The organism is Paenibacillus sp. VTT E-133280, assembly GCF_002264385.1.
GTDB lineage: Bacteria > Bacillota > Bacilli > Paenibacillales > Paenibacillaceae > Paenibacillus_AQ > Paenibacillus_AQ nitricinens.
Genome location: NZ_NFUX01000002.1, coordinates 80,160 through 95,855 on the forward strand (window position 1 = coordinate 80,160; position 15,696 = coordinate 95,855).

Annotated in this window: 12 protein-coding genes; 11 read left to right on the forward strand and 1 reads right to left on the reverse strand. The window is 42.5% G+C overall.

Translation table 11 applies throughout. The annotated features are described in order from the left end of the window. The first annotated feature begins 157 nt into the window (after positions 1 to 157). From CA600_RS01395 to CA600_RS01435, 9 genes are all read left to right on the forward strand, one after another. Positions 158 to 1,933, forward strand: coding sequence for a sensor histidine kinase (locus CA600_RS01395; protein ID WP_094868559.1), 1,776 nt, complete (start codon positions 158 to 160; stop codon positions 1,931 to 1,933). Beyond that, on the forward strand, positions 1,926 to 3,494 hold the full coding sequence (locus CA600_RS01400; RefSeq protein WP_094868560.1) for a response regulator transcription factor: 1,569 nt from the start codon (positions 1,926 to 1,928) through the stop codon (positions 3,492 to 3,494). The genes CA600_RS01395 and CA600_RS01400 overlap by 8 nt, the downstream gene beginning before the upstream one ends. A gap of 120 nt (positions 3,495 to 3,614) precedes the next feature. After that, entirely contained in the window at positions 3,615 to 4,952 is a 1,338-nt protein-coding gene (locus CA600_RS01405; protein ID WP_094868561.1) for an extracellular solute-binding protein, read from the forward strand. Between the two features lie 142 nt (positions 4,953 to 5,094). After that, a complete protein-coding gene (locus tag CA600_RS01410; protein ID WP_094868659.1) occupies positions 5,095 to 6,015 on the forward strand; it encodes a carbohydrate ABC transporter permease in 921 nt (306 codons plus the stop codon). A 3-nt stretch (positions 6,016 to 6,018) separates the two neighbouring features. Beyond that, positions 6,019 to 6,858, forward strand: coding sequence for a carbohydrate ABC transporter permease (locus tag CA600_RS01415; RefSeq protein ID WP_094868562.1), 840 nt, complete (start codon positions 6,019 to 6,021; stop codon positions 6,856 to 6,858). A 30-nt stretch (positions 6,859 to 6,888) separates the two neighbouring features. Continuing rightward, positions 6,889 to 8,001 (forward strand): rhamnogalacturonan acetylesterase, encoded by a 1,113-nt coding sequence (locus CA600_RS01420; protein ID WP_094868563.1) that lies wholly within the window; start codon positions 6,889 to 6,891, stop codon positions 7,999 to 8,001. Positions 8,002 to 8,104: 103 nt separating this feature from the next. After that, positions 8,105 to 8,896, forward strand: a complete 792-nt coding sequence (locus tag CA600_RS01425; RefSeq protein ID WP_094868564.1) for an SDR family oxidoreductase — start codon at positions 8,105 to 8,107, stop codon at positions 8,894 to 8,896. Positions 8,897 to 9,076: 180 nt separating this feature from the next. Then, a complete protein-coding gene (locus tag CA600_RS01430; protein WP_042126933.1) occupies positions 9,077 to 9,793 on the forward strand; it encodes an MgtC/SapB family protein in 717 nt (238 codons plus the stop codon). A gap of 85 nt (positions 9,794 to 9,878) precedes the next feature. Next, positions 9,879 to 10,868 carry an aldose 1-epimerase gene (locus CA600_RS01435; RefSeq protein WP_094868565.1) on the forward strand — a complete coding sequence of 330 codons (990 nt, stop codon included), beginning with the start codon at positions 9,879 to 9,881 and terminating at the stop codon, positions 10,866 to 10,868. Positions 10,869 to 10,967: 99 nt separating this feature from the next. Here the strand turns inward: CA600_RS01435 and thrS are convergent, their stop codons facing one another. Next, positions 10,968 to 12,881 (reverse strand): threonine--tRNA ligase, encoded by a 1,914-nt coding sequence (gene thrS, locus CA600_RS01440; RefSeq protein WP_094868566.1) that lies wholly within the window; start codon positions 12,879 to 12,881, stop codon positions 10,968 to 10,970. A 473-nt stretch (positions 12,882 to 13,354) separates the two neighbouring features. Here thrS and CA600_RS01445 point away from each other — a divergent pair, with 473 nt between their 5' ends. Then, positions 13,355 to 14,023 (forward strand): TraX family protein, encoded by a 669-nt coding sequence (locus CA600_RS01445; protein ID WP_094868567.1) that lies wholly within the window; start codon positions 13,355 to 13,357, stop codon positions 14,021 to 14,023. A 93-nt stretch (positions 14,024 to 14,116) separates the two neighbouring features. Further along, the gene (locus CA600_RS01450) at positions 14,117 to 15,637 is read left to right on the forward strand and encodes a copper amine oxidase N-terminal domain-containing protein (protein ID WP_094868568.1); all 1,521 of its coding nucleotides are present in this window, start codon (positions 14,117 to 14,119) and stop codon (positions 15,635 to 15,637) included. Positions 15,638 to 15,696 lie beyond the last annotated feature (59 nt).

Here is a 15,696-nt window from a genome sequence, read left to right on the forward strand (position 1 = left end):
AGGATAAGGGCTTAAAGTGAATTCTGACTCTGGATTTCACTTTAAGTCCTTTTTGTTGTAAGTTTTCCCAAATGATTCAATATCATTTATGATAGGTTATAGTGACGATAAATATTAAATACCATAATAAGGCTTTAGAGTGAATTGGAGGATGCTTATGTTTTGGAGGAATGTTAGCGCTTACAGGAGTTCGGGTATTTTTAATAAAATGATATTGATCATTTCATTTTTGCTGCTGCTGTCCTTTCTGTTCTCTTTAACCGTCCTGCAGTATGTTTATCGAATTTATGACAAGCAAATCTATGAAAAGGCATCTGAAGTGCTGGGGATGTCATCTATCAGTATAGAGAGTACTTTAAGAGAGCTGGAACAACTTTCTTTTACAGTGGTCTCTGATGAGCAAATTCAGGAATGTCTTCGCCAGTTGCAGGATGATCCTCAACCGTATGAGCGGCAGGTCCTACATAATAAAATCATAAACAGGTTGGTTGCCTTTGCAGGAGCAGAGAAATACGTCTATTCCATGATGTTGTTGGATACGAATGGCGGTGCCATGACTGCGGGGAATCGGGAAGGTGTATCACAGGATCTTCAGGATCAATTAAAGCCTCTGGCTAAGGAAGCTAGCGGTAGTATTGTGTGGTATCCCCAAGGTAATAAGAATTCACTCCTGGCTGTTCGGCAGATTAAATCTTACACCGGATCAACCTTTACGCTGGACGATTTAGGGACGTTAGTCATTCGAATTCGGATTGATCGTATTATTGCAGATAGCACTAGTAACACTTCGGATGGCGATCAGTTGATTGTTGCAGATGCCACTTCAGGGCTAGCGGTTTATCCCCAAACTCCGATGTTGCTGCCAAATGAGCTTAAAGCGGAAACGGAACGTTCCGAACTTTATCGTACGGCTAAGTATGAAGAAGGAACATACTTTATAACGAAGACTAAATCATCTTATATGGAATGGATGTATATCAATGCGACCCCCTTCAATGAGATGTTCAAACATATTACTTTTGTAAAAAAATTGGTTGTCATCATATTCGCGCTCATCTTACTCATTGGATTACTCTTAGGCTATCGATTAGCCCGAAGTATTGTACGCCCGATTTCAAAGCTGACCAAAAATATGAAACAAATTGAAAAGGGAGATCTGGATAATTTGGAGGAACAGTCGCTTGGTGTCGTTTCGCAGACTGCGCAGGACGAGGTAAGTCAGCTTAACAGAACCTTTAAAATGATGATCCGCAGAATCAGAGAACTTATCGATGAGAATTATGCGAAGCAGCTCATTATTAGAGAGACCGAGCTTAAAGCACTGCAGGCACAGATCAATCCGCATTTTTTGTACAATACACTTGAGTCGATCAATTGGTTAGCGAAGATGAACAAACAAGCTAAAATCTCAGAAATGGTAGAAGCTCTCGGCTACTTGTTTCGGAGTTCGATCGGTCTTAAAGACCCTTTGATTACGATTGAAAAAGAGCTCACCATTGTACGTAATTATGTCATTATCCAGAAGACACGATTTGACGATAGACTGGATTTCCGCATGGAGTTTCCTGAACATTTGCATGACGCTTTAATCCCGAAGCTGACGCTTCAGCCGTTGATCGAGAATGCGATCCGATATGCTTTGGAGCCTAATATCGAGCCTTGCACGATTTCTATAACCGTGAGTGAGGAAGAACAGGGCCTTGATATTCGTGTTAGTGATAACGGGCCGGGGATGAGTGCCGAGTTCATCAAAGATTTACAGCAGGGAAGAGTTAAGACACGTGGCGAAGGCATTGGGTTAGCGAACATCGCAGAGCGTATTCAAATCGTATTTGGTCCAGCATGGGGTACAGTGATTGAAAGTGAGCCAGGTCAAGGAACGACAATACATGTACGTATACCTTATTTAAAAGGAGTGCAAGAGAATGTTTAAGTTACTGCTGGTTGACGATGAACGGTTGATACTAGAAGGCATATCTCAGGTAGTGGACTGGGCTCAGGCAGGAACGGAACTTGTGGGTACTGCGCGAAACGGGATAGAAGCCTTGGAGAAAATAGAGGAGCTTCGCCCTGAAATCGTGATTACTGATATTTCCATGCCCGGATTGGATGGACTAGGCTTGGTGCAGAAATGCAGTGAACGGTTTCCTGAGGTGAAGTTCGTTATGTTGACGGGGTATAAGGATTTTGACTACGCCTGTATCGCTATGCAGCATGGAGTGAAGCATTATCTGCTTAAGCCTTGCAACGAGAATCAAATTCATGATGCGTTAGTTGAACTGGTAGCAGAGCTGAATGAACTAAAAGGCCGGACGGAATTTGTAATTGATATGAAGCAGCGTTTTACTAAAGTTCTGCCGCATGTGAAGGAACAATTTTTGAAGGAATGGATCTCTAACAAGACATACGGGAGTCAAGATTTAGTGTATTATCAGGAGCTGCTTGGCATCGAATTAAATGACAAAGTGGTGCGTATGATCTTGTTCAGATTAGAAGGTTCTTATGAATATGAGCAACTATTTGCTTTGCAAAATATTGCACAGGATATGCTACAAGAAACGTTGCTTAGTACAAGGATAGGCGGATTTATTCTGACACTAATGGAAGTCGAAGGAGAGACTGCGCTGAATAGTACACTGCTTGAGCGAATTTCTGATGTAAGGAAAATGTTCTACAAATTTTATAAAGTGGATGTAACCATTGCGATTAGTGACGCGGACTTCATGATACATTCACGGAGATTGTATCGTCAGACCCTGCAATGTCTTAACCACTGTTTTTATATGGAAGAGGGAGGTCTAATCACAGGAAGTGATATTCCTAGCGATGAACTAAGCGGAAGAAATGACATTGAACTAGATGAAGAGCAACTCTGTCTGCTGATTAAGGCGGGCGAACAAAGTGCAGTAGAATTTGAATTAGAACGGTTATTTAATCTGCTAGCTGAACAGCGTGTGGATATTAATGTAACGCGTTCTTATGTTTTGCAATTGTATTCTGCGATGATACGTCTAGCCGTCCCTGATGAAAGAAATAACTTTACTTCAAGTATGGTGGAACTGGCTGAGATCAGGACTTTAAGTGGTCTTAAAACCTATGTAAAAGATGCTGCTGCTCGGTTGACAGCGATGTATGATCGTCATTTTCGGAGTCGCCAATCGTTAATCGTAGATAAAATGTTCAAGATTATTGCTGACGATTATAAAAATGCAGAGCTGTCACTTAGCTCAGTAGCTGCTGAAATGTTATATATGAATCCTGATTATCTTGGGAAGATATTTAAGAAAATTACAGGGGAGAAGTTCTCTAACTACGTTACCAACTACCGGATTACTAAAGCATCGGAACATATTATGCATAGTGGTGATGTAAGAGTATTTGAACTCGCTGAAATGTTCGGCTTCGGTGGGAATGCACAGTATTTTAGTCAAGTGTTCAAAAAAGTAACTGGGCAGACACCCACAGATTTCATGAAACCCCCTCAAGCGAACTGATTATTGAACAAACAAGACGGTTTTTTGTATTCAACAATTACTGAATATTTGAGAAGATTTAAACATGAAAGCGCTACCTAAAGGGATCAGAGCCTTTACACTATTATAGGAAAAGGGGACATGAATTTGAAAAAGAGATTCGCTTTATTAGCCGTACCATTGTTGCTGTCATCCATGTTAGCCGGTTGTGGTGGAGGGAACAACAATAACAGTGCTGCCGCTACGGATTCTGCTACAAATGCTCCTTCGGAAACGAAGCCTGCAGCTACGACCTCAGCAGAACCGGTAACCCTGCGTATTGCTTGGTGGGGTGGAGACACACGACATTCTTATACACAACAAGTAATTGATATGTATGAAGCTAAATATCCGAATGTAACGATTGAGCCTGAATATGCTTCATTCGATGATTACTGGAAGAAGCTTGCCCCTCAAGCAGCGGCGAATCGACTTCCTGATATCGTTCAAATGGATATTTCTTATATTAATCAATATGGATCTAACGGACAGCTCGAAGATTTGAAGCCATATTTAAACGCTCAGATACAAGTCGGTGATGTGAATGAGAACGTACTTAGTACTGGGGTGATTCATGAGAAGCAATTCGGAATTCCACTAGGCGTTAACGTACTTGGTTTTCAATATGACCCAGAATTGCTAAAGAAGGCAGGGGTGGATTCCATTCCTGAGAACTGGACTTGGGATCAGTACAAAGAACTTGCTGCGAAAGCTAAATCGGCTGGACTGTATATCGACGGTTCTATGGCAGCTGACGTATTCTTCAACTATTATCTGCGTACAAAAGGGCTGGCACTTTATAACAATGATGGTTCAGCACTTGGATATGAGGATGATGCCTTGTTCGCTGACTTTTTCGGAATGCTGTCTGGTTTAATTAAAGATGGAGCGGTTCCATCCCAAGACAAACTGAGCCAAAACAAAGGCGTTATCGAAGAGTCTGATATTGTTAAAGGAACAGGTATCGGCGTATGGCAATGGTCGAACCAATATGTTGCTTTGCAAATCGCTGTAAATCGTCCTATGGCACTGGCACAAATGCCGGGCCCAGATATGGAAAAAGGACTCTACATGCAGCCAAGTATGTATTGGTCGGTTACTTCTAACTCAAAAGTGAAGGAAGAAGCAGCGAAGTTCGTTGATTTCTGGATTAATGATCCCGAAGCCAACAATCTAATCAAAGGCGAACGTGGTGTGCCAATTTCAAGCAAAATCAAAGAATCTGTAGCCTCACAATTAACGGATTCCGGTAAGCAAGTATTTAAATTCGTAGCTGACATGGAGCCAACTACTTCTCCAATGAGTCCGCCAGTTGGATCACCAGAGGTAGTAGCACTCCTTACAGACCTTGCTGAACAAATGAACTTCGGCAAAATTGACCCAGCTGCAGCCGCCGCACAGTTCCGAAAAGAAGCGAACGCTATTCTCTCCAGCCGGTAATAGAAGGTAACAGATAACTATACTGCGTCTAACATGGGAAACGGCATGCCATTTGGTTAGGCGGCAGTCCGTTTCCCTTATTATTCACATAAAAAGGAGTTGGAGACCCTTGGCATCCACGAATCCCCTTCCTTCGAATCCGCTGGCTTTTAAGAAAAAGAAGCTAAAAGGCCGGAGTTTACGAAGCAACCTTACAGGATATGCCTTTATCAGTCCATTCGTCATTGGCTTCCTTTGCTTCACATTGATCCCGATGATCATTTCTCTTTATCTTTCTTTTACCAAATACAATTTGTTCGCTCCACCTAAATGGATCGGATTTGATAATTACATCAAAATGTTCTCGAATGACCCGAAATATTTACATTCACTAAAGGTGACGCTGCTTTACGTATTTATTGGTGTGCCTTTACGTCTCACCTTTGCATTATTTGTAGCTATGATTCTAAATACAAAATCGCGCATGATCGGAGCCTATCGTACAACTTATTATTTACCTTCTATTATAGGTGGCAGTGTGGCGGTATCCATCATGTGGCGTAATATTTTTAGTGATACTGGAATTATTAATGGCATGCTCGGTTTTTTCGGACTGGGTCCAGTAAGTTGGTTTGGTAATCCGAGCGCTGCGCTTATAATGTTGATCACCTTATCCGTGTGGCAGTTTGGTTCATCCATGTTGATCTTTCTGGCGGGTCTAAAAAATATTCCTGGTGAAATGTACGAGGCAGCTAGTGTAGATGGAGCAGGCTTTTTCAGAAAGTTCTTTAAGATTACAATGCCCCTCCTAAGCTCAGTTATTCTGTTCAATCTAGTCATGCAGACGATCAGTGCATTTATGACCTTTGTTCCAGCTTATATTATCTCTAAAGGTGAAGGCGGGCCAATGGACGGTACGATGTTGTATTCTCTATATCTATTCCGTCAGGCCTTTATGTTTAATAATATGGGATATGCTTCAGCTATGGCGTGGGTGATGTTATTGCTAGTCGGCATCATGACCGGAATTTTGTTCAAGACATCCAAATCGTGGGTCTTCTACGAATCGGAAGGAGGAAAATAATCCATGGCGAAAATGAAACTGAAATGGCCGCTGTATCACATTCTTATCGGTGGCCTCGCTATCATTATGCTGTATCCGATTTTGTGGATGATCATGAGCTCTTTTAAAGAGAGCCGGCTTGTATTTGTTACCGCTCAGCAGCTTCTTCCCGATCCATGGGTGTGGGGGAATTATGCTAAAGGCTGGGAAGGGATTGCCGGATATTCCTTTGGTGTCTTCATAAAGAATTCATTAATTATCGTCGTTGTAGCAACGCTTGGGGCAGTGATCTCTTCTTCACTAGTGGCCTTCGGATTTGCACGCAATAAGTTTGTAGGGCATGGTTTATGGTTCGGCATCATGATGATGACCCTTATGCTTCCTTCAGATGTAGTACTAGTCCCGCAATATATTATCTATGCCAAATTGGAATGGCTCGATAGTATCAAGCCGATCGTGATTCCACAGTTCTTCGGTGTTCCGTTCTTTATTTTCCTAATGCTGCAGTTTATTCGGACGATACCTGTTGAACTTGACGAAGCGGCTACGATTGATGGGTGCGGGAAATTTGGTCTGTACTTCAGAATCATTCTCCCACTCATCCGTCCATCTATGGCTACTGCAGCGATCTTTTCCTTCTATTGGCGCTGGGAAGATCTGCTTGGGCCAGTGTTGTACCTGAACTCTCCATCTAAATATACAGTTTCTATGGGGCTGAAAATGTTCCTCGATAGTGAGTCCGTGTCCAACTGGGGGCCCATGTTCGCCATGTCCGTTCTTAGCTTGGCACCCGTCATGATTATTTTCTTTCTCTTTCAAAAGCAGATTGTGGAAGGAATCAGCACCAGTGGTTTGAAAGGATAAAATATCTAATGAAGAAAGGTGCGGCTGAATTTGGATAGCTATCATTTTGACTTTGGGATTAAAGATACAGCGCCCGGCTACACCAAAATTCGGCCGGACTCACGATACTCTCCGGAAACGAGATTTGGTTTTACTTCAGACTCGACAGTATTCGGGCGTTCCAGGGGAGGATCAGAGACATTAAGAAGTGATTTCTGCATTCCGCAGAAGGCAGTCTTCCTGTTAGATATTCCTGATGGGATTTACCGGATTTCTTTGGTACTTGGTGACTCCTTAGCAGATACGAGTACAGTAATTCGAGCAGGCGCTGGGAAGTACGTATTAGACATATTGAATGTTCCGGCAGGTCAGTACGTACGTGAATCATTTGCGATGCGAATCATGGATGGTCAGCTAAAGCTCTCCTTCTCAGGTATTGCGCCTCGAATAAATGCTCTCGACATTGAGCCTGACAACGAAGCGCTCGTCTTATATTTGGCTGGTGATTCTACGGTGACCGATCAAGGAGAAGCTGGTTATCCCTATGCTGGCTGGGGCCAGTTGCTGCCTCGCTGCTTCAAAGCAGGTCTTGTAGTGGACAATCGAGCCATTTCTGGTCGAAGCTCCAAGAGCTTTATTGAGGAAGGGCATTTGGACAATATTTCTACTGCGCTTCGGCCAAGAGATTATATTTTCATACAGTTTGGACATAACGATTCGAAAGGGGATGAAGGTAGACATACCGAACCTTTCACTACATATAAAGAATATTTGCTACAGATGATTACAGTCGCTAGGGAAGCGGGAGCCTATCCGGTACTTGTAACTCCTGTACATCGCCGGAGATTTGATCATCTAGAAGCTATAGTAGACAGCCATGGTGATTATTTAACGGCAATGAAGGAGCTGGCCGAGAATGAGCAAATCCCACTGATCGATTTGGCGGAGAAGAGTCGTAAGCTATTTGAAGCATACGGTGTGGAAGGAACGAAGGATCTGTTCATGTGGAGTTATCCTGGAGAATATATCTTGCATCCAGTCGGTGTACAGGACAATACACATTTTCAGATTTTAGGAGCGCGTCTGCTTGCTGATTTAATCGTAGAAGGTATCCGTGAGGCCGGATTAAATGATCTTATTATTCATCTTCGACAAGGCGAATAAGGACAAGTAAAGATCTACCGATTCAACTTCTGTATGCGAGGTTAAGGTTAAGGAAAGAACTTAACTGGAAAGGCTTGCATGACAAGAAGGAGGATACTTAAACATGGCAGATAAGAAGCTGGAAGGTAAGGTAGCGATTGTAACAGGAGGTGGTTCCGGCATTGGACGAGCAACTGTGCTTGAGTTTGCCCGTAACGGGGCCAAAGTTGTGTTGCTGGATAGAACTGTTGAGAACGCAGAAAAGGTTAGAAAACAAGTGGAGAAAGAAGGCGGAGAAGCACTTGTAATTGAATGCGATGTTGCTGAACCCCCGCAAGTGGAAGCTGCTATAAACAAGGCGGCCGCAAAATGGGGGCGTCTTGATATTGTTTTTGCTAATGCAGGGATTAATGGAGCCATGACCCCCATTGAAACGATGGATATTGAGTCTTGGGACCAGACGATTCACATCAATCTTCGTGGAACCTTCGCGACGGTTAAATATGCGATACCGCATCTAAAAGAAAGCGGCGGCAGCATTCTGATTAACAGCTCCATTAACGGAAATCGTGTATTTTCTAACATCGGTTTTTCTGCTTACAGTACGACAAAGGCAGGTCAGGTTGCTTTTATGAAAATGGCAGCATTAGAACTGGCTCAATTTCAAATTCGCGTAAATGCGATCTGTCCTGGAGCTATTAAGACCAATATAGATGACAACACTTTTCCATCCGAGGATCTGAAAGAGGTAAAGATCCCTGTTGAATTTCCGGAAGGGGATCAACCGCTAGAGGAAGGTCCCGGGCGTCCTGATCAAGTTGCGAAGCTGGCACTTTTTCTGGCCTCCGAGGATTCCGATCATATTACAGGAACTGAGATTTATTGTGACGGTGCTGAATCGTTGCTTCATGGTTAAATATTCGTAAATAATCACTTCCTTTAAAACGGATTCTATCCTCTTTGTTATGCGGGATCTAATTGATCTAGAGCGCATATACATTGAGGATAGGAGTGCCGTTTTTTGCTGTAAAATAAAGCTAATCTTTATCTCTGTTTTCCGTTATAATGGAGTATCTTGGAGAAAGGAGAATGAATGATGGATTTTCATATTGAATCATTAATTAAGCTGCTAGTGGCCATGCTGTTCGGGCTGTTCATCGGGATTGACCGACAGATCAAGCAGAAACCGCTGGGGATTCGGACCAGTATGGTCATAAGCATTGCCTCGTGTCTTGTAACCGTAGTGTCCATTCATGCCTTTGATAAGTTTGCGGGTCCAGAGCATCCGAATATGGATCCGATGCGCCTCGCTGCTCAAATTGTCAGTGGAATAGGATTCTTGGGCGCCGGGGTTATATTGCGTAGAGGTGGAGATGCGATATCAGGTTTGACCTCAGCAGCACTCATCTGGACAGCTTCTGGAATTGGGATAGCTGTGGGTGCAGGATTCTATATTGAAGCTGCGTATGCAGTTATTCTTTTGATGTTTGCGGTGAATTTGGTTCCTCATTTAATTCGTTCGATTGGCCCTGAGGTGCTTAACAAGCATGAAGTTTCGGTGAGAATCATCATGGAAGCTAATTTTGTACTTACTGAAGTGATCCAAAAAATCGAGCGGCCTCAGGTTAGTACCCAACGAAGTACTAGAAGCCCCTCCCGAGCGATCCGCAGAATGAAAATTAAGGATTTGGAAGATGGAAGGCAAATGATCGATATGGTGATTTCAGCACCGGATAAAGATTACGCAACAGAAATCTATTATGATGTGAAGAAAATTGATCATGTCATGAGCGTTGAAGTGGAACAGCTGTAAAAAAGGGCATGTCACGTCATGACCAGATGTGGTAATCTATCAAGTAGAGACAATTATCAGACACTGGAAGGGAGAACATATTATTATGTCTATCACAGCCTATGAAGGACAATATGAAGGAGAAGCAGCCATCTGGTTAAAAGCTGGCCGTTATGAGGCAGCTATACTACCGGGTATCGGTGGCAACTTGATCTGTTTCCGTGATACCGAAAACGGTTACCGTTTCTTGCATGAACCGGGAGCTGAGGAAATGGAAGCCTTCAAGGCAAGTCCAGGTATCCATGGAATTCCTGTATTATTTCCTCCGAATCGTTATGAGGATGGCAAATTCCCATGGAATGGTCAAACTTATCAATTCCCAGTAAATGAAGTCGCTACGGGCAACCATTTGCATGGTTTTTTACATACGGCAGCTTGGGAAGTGGAAGAGTTCGGTAGCGGTAAGACAGAAAGCTTCGTAACCGTATTCATTAAAGTGGATGAGAATCATCCTTCTTATCAATACTTGCCACATAAATATACGATGAAACTACGTTACACCCTTGGTGAAGGTGGCTTATCTCAACAGGTGCAAGTGCATAATGATGGTGATGATGTGATGCCTTGCTTGTTGGCATTCCATACCGCGATTAATGCACCATTCGCACCGGAAAGTTCTCCACAAGATTACCGTGTAAAAGCAACTATCGGCGAGCGTTGGGAACTGGATGACCGCATGCTGCCAACAGGTAAATTCCAAGCGCTGGAGCCAGGAGAAGTTCAGCTTCGTGATGAAGGTGTGAGTCCATATTTTGCATCAATGGATAATCACTACACCGCTGTACCTCAAAACGGACGCAATCGGATGGAGCTTACTGACAGTAAAGCTGGAATAACCTTGGTATACGATGTAGGGACTTCGTACAAACAATGGATGATCTGGAACAATGGTGCTACAGAACAGTTCTTCTGTCCTGAACCGCAAATTAACTTGGTTAACGCACCAATGGTGGATCTACCGGCTGATGAGATTGGCTTGTTCAGCCTCAAACCAGGCGAATATTGGGAAGAAAGCAGTCGTCTGTACGTGAAATAGTGTTCATTTGAATAATAATATGTGATCAAAGAAAGGGCTGTCTTGTTCGTAGATTTCTACGAATAGACAGCCCTTTAACGTTTTATTAGGAGCAGAACTTTAATTTTTACTAACTATTTCTTTATTAATCTGTTCAATAATCTCATGGATACTCTTTGAACCAAGATCCCCCTCACCACGTTTTCTTACAGATACACTGCCAGAGTTTTTCTCATTCTCACCGAGAACGAGCATATAGGGTGCTTTTTCCAGCTGAGCTTCACGAATTTTGTATCCTAGCTTCTCATTTCGGATATCAACCTCTACACGAATGCCAGCTTGTTCTAAGGATTGTTTCACCTGAAATGCATAAGCAACGTAGTTCTCAGAGACGGGCAATAACTTCGCTTGAACGGGTGCTAGCCATAGCGGGAATGCGCCGTCATAATGCTCCGTAATAATACCCATAAATCGATCAATTGACCCATAAACGGCGCGATGGATTACGACCGGGCGATGCTTAAGGTTATCTTCCCCGATATAAGTAAGATCGAATTTCTCTGGCATTTGCCAATCTAGTTGGATGGTTCCACATTGCCAGCTTCGTTTTAGCGCATCTAAGATATGGAAATCAATTTTTGGTCCGTAGAACGCGCCATCACCTTCATTCACACGATACTCGATCCCGAGATTGTCTAATACACTTTGTAAAGATTGTTCAGCTAGATCCCATAGTTCTTTTGATCCCATATAATCTGCCGGGCGAGTAGATAATTCAATCTTATACTCAAAGCCAAACACTTGATAAATATGGTCAATCAGTGAGATTACCCGGCTTATTTCATCCTCAATCTGCTCTGGTAATACGAAGAGATGGGCATCATCCTGACAGAAAGTACGAACACGCATCATCCCGTTAAGTGCCCCAGAGAATTCATGGCGATGTACTTGACCAAATTCGGCAATACGGATAGGCAACTCTCGGTAAGAATGTAGATTATTTTTATAGATCATCATATGACCTGGGCAGTTCATCGGCTTGAGTGCAAATTTTGTTTCGTCTACATTGGTGAAATACATATTGTCTTTATAATGATCCCAGTGCCCGGATTGCTCCCAAAGCCGATTATTCATCATCAGCGGTGTACGAACTTCATCGTAATCTCTCTGTCTTTGTAGTTCACGTGCGAAATTCTCAAGCTCTGTACGGATAGTCATTCCCTTTGGAAGATAGAAGGGCATGCCTGGAGCTTCTTCAGAGAACATGAACAATTCCAGTTCCTTGCCAAGCTTACGGTGATCACGCTTCTTTGCTTCTTCAAGAAAGAGTAGGTGCTCTTCAAGTTGAGCTTTCTTAGGAAAAGCAGTTCCGTAGATACGTTGCAGCATTTTATTATTGGAATCTCCACGCCAGTAGGCACCTGCTACATTCAACAGCTTAAAGGCCTTGACCAATCCAGTTGAGGGAAGATGCGGGCCTCGACAGAGATCCGAGAATTCACCTTGTTCATAAATAGATAATACTGTGTCTTCAGGTAGATCACGGATAAGCTCCAGCTTTAAGGGCTCATTCATCGCTTCAAAAAGCTTGATTGCTTCAGCGCGGGGAACGACACGGCGGACAATCGGGTGATTCTCTTGAATAATTTTCGCCATCTCTTGTTCGATTGCTACAAGATCATCCGTGGATAGAGGTGTTTCAATATCAATGTCATAATAAAAGCCATCTTCGATTACTGGACCTATGCCAAGCTGGACACCCTTATCTCCATATATACGTTTTATGGCCTGCGCCATGATATGTGCTGTACTGTGTCTATAAATTTCCAGGCCTTCTTTGCTATCCAACGTAACAATTTCGAGCTGGCAATCATGATCGATCGTTTGGTTTAGGTCAACGGATCTTCCATCGATTATTCCAGCTACAGCACTTTTTTTCAGACTGGTACTTATGACACCTGCTGCTTCTTTAATCGTCGTTCCTTGTAGTACCTCTCTAATTGTTCCGTTTTGCAGTGTTACCTTGATCTCCATGATTGTTAGCCTCCAGTTCTCAAAAATTGTTAGTGGTGAACGCAAAAAAACGCATCTCTCCCAGAAAGGGACGAGTGCGTTCAGCTCGTGGTTCCACCCTAATTCGACCTATCACAAGGATAGGACCTCATTGGTATCCTTTAACGTGGATAAGTCGGTGCCACATACTACCGTAAAATTTAGATCTACGGATTCAGCGCCACAGCTACAAAGGGGTAACTCCACAATCGTTTACTGGAGAAGCTTTCAGCCTAGACCTCTCTCTCTGGACAGTTCGTATAGGAAATCTTGTCTTTGATCATTGCCATAAGATGTTGCTCGTTCATAGTACTCAATTGCACCCTATAAAGTCAAGAGGCGAGAAACCAGAAATTCAGATCTCTTTTATTGCGGTCATCATTTGAGTATTAGCGAAGGAGATGAAGTACGCTTTGGCGAATGTATGATATCAACCTATTTTAAGGAGGTTTGATATGCAGATTCTCGCCATGCTGACGATGCTAATCGATCATATTGGCTATATCTTTTTTCCAGAGGATATCGCTTGGAGATATATAGGAAGAATAGCCTTTCCAATCTACTGTTACGGGCTTGTGCAGGGGCATATCCATACATCATCCAGACCGAAATATTTATTCCGACTGCTTATAATCGCTATTATTGCTCAGATCCCATACAATTTAGCGATTAATCCTGGTGGATGGAATGTGGTGTTTACGCTTTTATTATCTGGAATTGTATTAGTTGTTTTAGATAAACTTCCTACTCTATGGCTTGGTATACCTGTTGTCATTGCAGCTATCGCGTTAATGGATTACTTCCCGATAGATTATAATGCGTACGGCCTGCTGCTAGTATTGATATTCCGTTATACGAGGTCATACTGGCTTGTTATGGCACATCTGGCATTAAACTTGTTTTACATGTTCTATAACTATTGGGTGGTCCAAATGCTTAGTATTTTACCGACATTGTTGATTGCTTTGATACCTGCACTTTGGGGATATTTAGAGCGTCACCGGGTGAAACGCTGGGTTTGGTGGTCTTTTTATCCTGCGCATTTACTGATTTTGGCAGTATTAAAAGGCTTGATTTACAATGAATGGGTTTCTATCGAATGGCGAAGTTTGTTGAATTTATAGTATTTTTACAATAACTCATCCTTTGATTTACAAATGTTACCTTTGCTGAGATAATGGATTGATTTTAAAAAAATCTTAAAAAGGAGACTTGCTATGAGGAAAATGATAGCTAAAACAAAATGGTTTATTCCTTTTGTCGCGCTGCTGCTTGTTCTGGCCGGATGTCAATCGGTTGGAGGTTTCGATGTTAATAAGGCATTGATTGGGGATGTCGATGTTAAATCATCAGAATCCAGCATGACGTTTTCTATGAACGCTGAGCCTGCAGAAGGACTGAGCGCAGAAGATAAGGAAATGGTAGATCTCATAAATTCTTTTTCCCTGAGTATTAGCCATGCAAAGTTGCAAGAGAATGGTAATGTATCTGCCGATGGAACGATTGGCTATAAACAATTGAATATTCCATTCTCATTGTTTATGGACAAACAAACTTTAGTCTTTACGGTTGAAGGAGCAAAACAACCATTTTACTTCCCGGTTCAAGGCTATGATGAGGTCTTAGCTGAAGTTGGATTGGATCTGACTAAAGCTGAAGATCTTAGTAAGCTGCTAACGAAGTTTGTGGTGAAGAATCTTCCTAATCCAAGTGCAATTAGCGTAACACCAGTTAGTGAGGCTGTTTATGGCCAGCAGGTGAATATGACGAAGTTACATACCGAAGTGACGGGTGATGAGCTTCCGGCATTGTTAAAAGGATTCCTGAAATCGATCTCTAAAGATACGGAAGGCTTTACAGAATTAGTTGGTGGTCTATATGACTATCTGTATCCAGTAATCAAAGCTATGGACGAAAAAGGCTCCGGTGATTATGAAATTCCAGGTATTGGAGTCATTCCTCTGGGTGATAAAGAAGCTGTTGTAACCGTACTGCATGATGCAGCAAAATTAGCTGTGGATGCTTTACTACTGGTTTATGACAATCAACTAGACAGTCTTTACAAATCAACCCCTGAGCTTAAGACGGTCCTGAGTAAGGATACGAAGCTTGCTGTCGATATTTTTGTAGACAGTGGACTACATGTTCGTAAACAGAATGTTGATCTGAAAGTGGCGCTTCCAGGTACAGAAGATATGCCATTAAAGAGCTTCTCTCTTAAGGCTTCCAGTCAGATTTGGAATATTGGTGGGGCTGTAACGGCAGATCCAATCAGCACAGAAGGAGCTCTTGATGTTTCTTCCGGTGACCTGACTCCTGGAGAGACTTTGAACAATTTTGATCCGAATTCTAACGTTTATCGTATTTTGAAAGACGATCTTGGTATCACCAAGAGAACGATTGTCATCGAACCAGACGACGAATATTATTATCCGATCGTTGACAATAATACGACGTACATTCCTCTTCGGTATTTTGCAGAAGATTTAGATGCTACTGTGGAATGGGATACAGTCAATCGTGCTATTATCGTAACTGATGGTGTGTACGGTGATAAACTGGTATTCAAAATCGGTTCTTCCGAAGCAGTGATTAACGGTAACAAAGTGAAGCTTGCAGAGCCTGTATTTGTTGACGAATATGGTGATGCCTATGTATCGCTACGTCTGCTAGCTGAAGCACTTCATGCTACTGTGTATGTAGATGAAGATGGTTGGATTACTATTACACGTAAATAGTTAGTTCGATCCTCATTGGCTAATTAACAGAAACAAACCCAGCTTCTAACTTCGCAGAA